This window comes from Edwardsiella ictaluri ATCC 33202, assembly GCF_000264785.1.
GTDB classification, from domain to species: Bacteria; Pseudomonadota; Gammaproteobacteria; order Enterobacterales; family Enterobacteriaceae; genus Edwardsiella; species Edwardsiella ictaluri.
The window spans coordinates 1-3942 of the sequence record NZ_AFJI01000068.1 but is presented as its reverse complement, the minus strand read 5'-3'; the positions used below and the strand labels follow the sequence as shown (position 1 = coordinate 3942).

Genomic DNA, 3942 nt, shown 5'->3' with positions numbered 1-3942 from the left:
TTAATATCCACCGGTTGATGTATTTCTCATTTCTATATTGACCTTGTCTGCCATTTGTCTGCCTTTTGTCTGCCTTTTGTCTGCCTTTTTATATTTTATTGCTCTATTTGTTATTAAATAATAAAAATAGCCACTCCCCGTTCTTTTTTCACCCGCGATCAGCTCAATAATTAGCCAGTTATTTTACCCTTAATCCTTTCTAATACGCATACACAATACGCACCTTGGTAGGTGCTGTAAGTAATTGATTTTACATTTCATATCATCTGTTTTTTTGTTATGAGTATTACTCACCGTATTATTTTTGTGGCTGATTTGGTAGTAATACATTGAATTAAAATGTATTTCTTGTATTACTCTGCGTATTACCATCGTGTATTTCTCGGCTTTTTGTTTTTCTCATCTCGGTGTGGGCTGATTGCGGTATCTATGAGGGGGGGGACTAACGCGCTGACGCTTGTCGAACGCTGTCCGGCGCCCGAAAAAATTTCGGCCACCTATTAGCGTTCCCGTCAGCTCATGCCAAGGAGTGATATACAGGGGGCGTATCTAGCACCCATCGGGCTTCCAGATGCCTGCCAAGTAACTGCTCTGCTAGCGGGTGTAGGCCTTGCTGAAATGCCTTCTCTGCGCTCGCCATAGCTCTTGCGCCGATAGTTCGCTCAGCCTCTATGTCACCGAGCAGACCTGCCGGTTTTAGCTCTGTGTCAGATAACTGCTGGTATTCACGCTCATAATCCTCCATTTTCTTGTCAATGAGCGTTTGCCACTGTTTCGACTCTCTACGTTTCAGTACGCCGTGCAATGGCTCCCACTGCAGTATCCACTCCCTGAATTGGCTGTTCTCGGCACTCTTCACCTGAATTTCAGCAGCTTTAAGGTCTAACTCTGTAATTCTGGATGCGCCAAAAAATTGCATTCCTTCGGTAGTACCGGTTAGTTCAAGTGATTCTTTCAGTTTGTTCTGATAGCCAAGAAAGACCTCAATTTCATCGAAAAAGCGTAGCTTTTTTACCTTCTCACGGGCAATTAGATCTAGTTGTTCTAGGCGGAACATTTCACGCCCCGCTGACACGAGCCCCGGGATATCGTGGTCGAATTTCCCTTTTTCAGCATTATGGACCAGTTGCACACTCTTCATATTGTTCATTGCCAGCGTGACCCTGTCCTCACAGCTTGAGGTTGACTCTGTCGCCATGTCAAAGGTTTTGGCTCTTAGCTCATCATCCTGCGCCAGCTGGCTAATCCAGCTGGCTATCTGCACGTGAAAATCGGTTGCCTGATTATTTTTCGTCTTTTTCAGCCGGTCGAGGAAAGTGCTGAAGGCGGCGGCATCGTCTTCCTTCCCGATAGCCCACCATCTTTTAGCGGAAGCCTCCTCGTCCGCTTCCGCCGGCGTCAGCCAGTCCGCCACCGCCAAGTGCAGGGCTCTGGTTTCCTGATGATTAGAAGATGTTGCCATATCAACTATCCTGGGTCCCTGATAGCCGGGTTTATTGATCATCTGAAGTGTACGTTCTGACAGGGAGTTACTCTGCAGTCTTACCGTTGTCCTCTGCGATAAATTGGCGATGATTTCCGGAAGGTTGGCCAGGTGGGTGTTAGAGACATCCAGTCTCTGCAGTCTGGAGGGCAGTGACGGTAGCCTTGGCATAGGAGTGTTAGAGATATCCAGCCTCTGCAGTTTGGATGGCAGTGGCGGCAGGCTGGTCAGTCCAGTACCAGAGACATCCAGCCTCTTCAGTCCGGTCGGCAGAGGCGGCAAACTGGTTAGTTTGGTGTTAGAGACATCCAGCCGGGTGTTATATCGCAGGCAGTGACGCAGCTCCCGTACTGTCTTGGCTCGGTCTTCTGCCTCTTCTGGTGGCGCAGCCCTTTCCCACGCTGACCAGGCAGCTTTATACTCTCCCTCTGTTTGTGGTCCCACGGTGTCGGAAGCACCTAATATCAGGAGACCCTCATCTCCTTGTGGTGCGGAAAGGCTGAGGTCATGTGTCATCTCGCCACCCGGATAGATAACGGTATACGTATCGGCATCACCAAGGATTACAGATAACATTTCCTGTCCGTCTTCATCCAAAATACAGAAGCTGTTATCTCCATTTCGGCCAGACTGGATATTATTCTCGTATCCCGGATAGGCGAGTCTCTTGAGCTGCTCAAATCTACCCGCTACAGCGTCCCGTGTAGTTCCGACTGGAGGATGACAAATTTCCCAAAGGCAGTTAAGGGCCTCTGACTTATGTGTTGAGCAGAAAAACTCCTGAATATTCTCCCGCACGCTCATCTCCGGTGGGGTATTAGCGCTGGCGATGCGATGAATGCGGTTATTACTGATGGTGGCGGGGATATGCCCGGTGCCGACATGCAATGGCATTGTGAAATTTTCCCATTAATTCAGTGGATAAATACCGCCTGTTCTGATGGTTTGATGTCCTTCACAGGGGCGTTTAAAAAAAAGGGGGGGGACATCGGAATTCATTGTACGAGAAGGATCTTTTTTGGTCTTTCGACTCTACGCTGACATCTTCCGGCGTAATCGACCTGTATCCGGTTGTTTTTTCTTAGATGTAATCGTTAGATAGTGCGCTGGATGGTTTGGATTTATCAGGGGCGTATTTTGGTTGTGGATGTCTGCTCCTAGGTTGGCGTGATGACTGACGCGCTGGTGCTTGTCCAACGGCGACCGGCGCCCGAAAAATTTCGGCCACCGATCACCGTTACCGGGTAACGCTGAGGGGTAAAAATCGGGGGTTAGTGGCCGATTGGCGCTGAATCTGACCGTCATGCAGTGTCGTGAATGGCTATGCAACGCCGCCAGAATCATCCTGCGCGATTTTGGCCGTCTTGGGGGTATGAAGCTGCGTCTTTTGCCGATAACGCCTCAGAATCGCGCTCAGCGCGTCTGAGGTGGTGCGCCAAGCGGATGTTATGTTCAATGCGTGGGCGTTGACGCTGGCGGCTTGGACGCGTAATCTTTGTCAGGAAACGAAAAAACCACCCTGGCAGGTGGTTTTTCGAAGGTTAATAAATCCTGGCAGATTCATTAACCGTGGTAACTGGCTTAATCTCACGGAGCGCAGTCACCAAATCTGTCCTTTCAGTGTAGCCGCAGTCTGGCATCCACTTCAAGAACTCCTTTGATAGCTCCGTGAATCCACTTACCAATGGCTGCCGCCAGTGGCGATGTTTTGTGCGTATCGGGGTTGGAATCATGCGACGAGTTACCCAACAACGCGCGGCGGTCGGACTGAACGGGGGGGTCGTGCATACAGTCCAGCTTGGAGCGAACTGCCTAAACGGAATCGAGTGTCAGGCGTGGTATGAGAATACGCGGCCATAACAGCGGATAGACACCGATAAACCGCAAGGCAGGAACAGGAGAGCGCACGAGGGAGCCATCGGGGAGAAATCCCCGGTATCTTTAAGTCCTGTCGGGTTTCGCCACCTCTGACTTGAGCACCGGAAATCACCGAATTTCTGTGAAGCTCGTCAGGGGGGCGGAGCCTATGGAAAAACGGGGTTTCGTCGTCTTCGGTTGGCGCTCGTTGCACAGCTTGCGCGCCTGCTTTCCCACAGAATCTGTGTCTAACCCTTCCCTGTTAATTCCCACCGCTCGCCGCAAGATCGGATTAGGGAGCCATTGCGTAGCTTTGGCGAGTCTGTCCGATCTTGGAAGCGGAATAGCTCCGATGGTGGGGCTTTAGCGTGTTCGCGCGGTGGTTAGCTCTCCGGTTCTAACTGTTCCCTTAGGTGGCGATGTAGTTGTTCTGCTAAATCGTGTAGTTGTTCGCACTCATTCGCCCTCTCATCTAGGTCTAGTTCGTTGAGCTTTTCGAGGAGAATTAGTAATTGCGCTTTAATGAACTTGGCCATATTGATGGCTGTTGCTTCTTGCTTTTTCATCTTAAATGGCGACGCCTATGCTATAGTGTTCTGCTT

2 protein-coding genes are annotated in these 3942 nt (G+C 50.1%); both read right to left on the bottom strand.

Annotation, left to right across the window (positions count from 1 at the left end; translation table 11 throughout):
- Window positions 1-517: 517 nt before the first annotated feature.
- Window positions 518-2377, bottom strand: coding sequence for an NEL-type E3 ubiquitin ligase domain-containing protein (locus EIEH_RS10380; RefSeq protein ID WP_010895410.1), 1860 nt, complete (start codon window positions 2375-2377; stop codon window positions 518-520).
- A 1346-nt stretch (window positions 2378-3723) separates the two neighbouring features.
- The gene (locus EIEH_RS10375) at window positions 3724-3906 is read right to left on the bottom strand and encodes a Rop family plasmid primer RNA-binding protein (protein WP_010895413.1); all 183 of its coding nucleotides are present in this window, start codon (window positions 3904-3906) and stop codon (window positions 3724-3726) included.
- Window positions 3907-3942: the final 36 nt, after the last annotated feature.

Bases quoted from the DNA above. Each gene is read 5' to 3' on its own strand.
- EIEH_RS10375 (WP_010895413.1), bottom strand. From the start codon at position 3,906: ATGAAAAAGCAAGAAGCAACAGCCATCAATATGGCCAAGTTCATTAAA.
- EIEH_RS10380 (WP_010895410.1), bottom strand. From the start codon at position 2,377: ATGCCATTGCATGTCGGCACCGGGCATATCCCCGCCACCATCAGTAAT.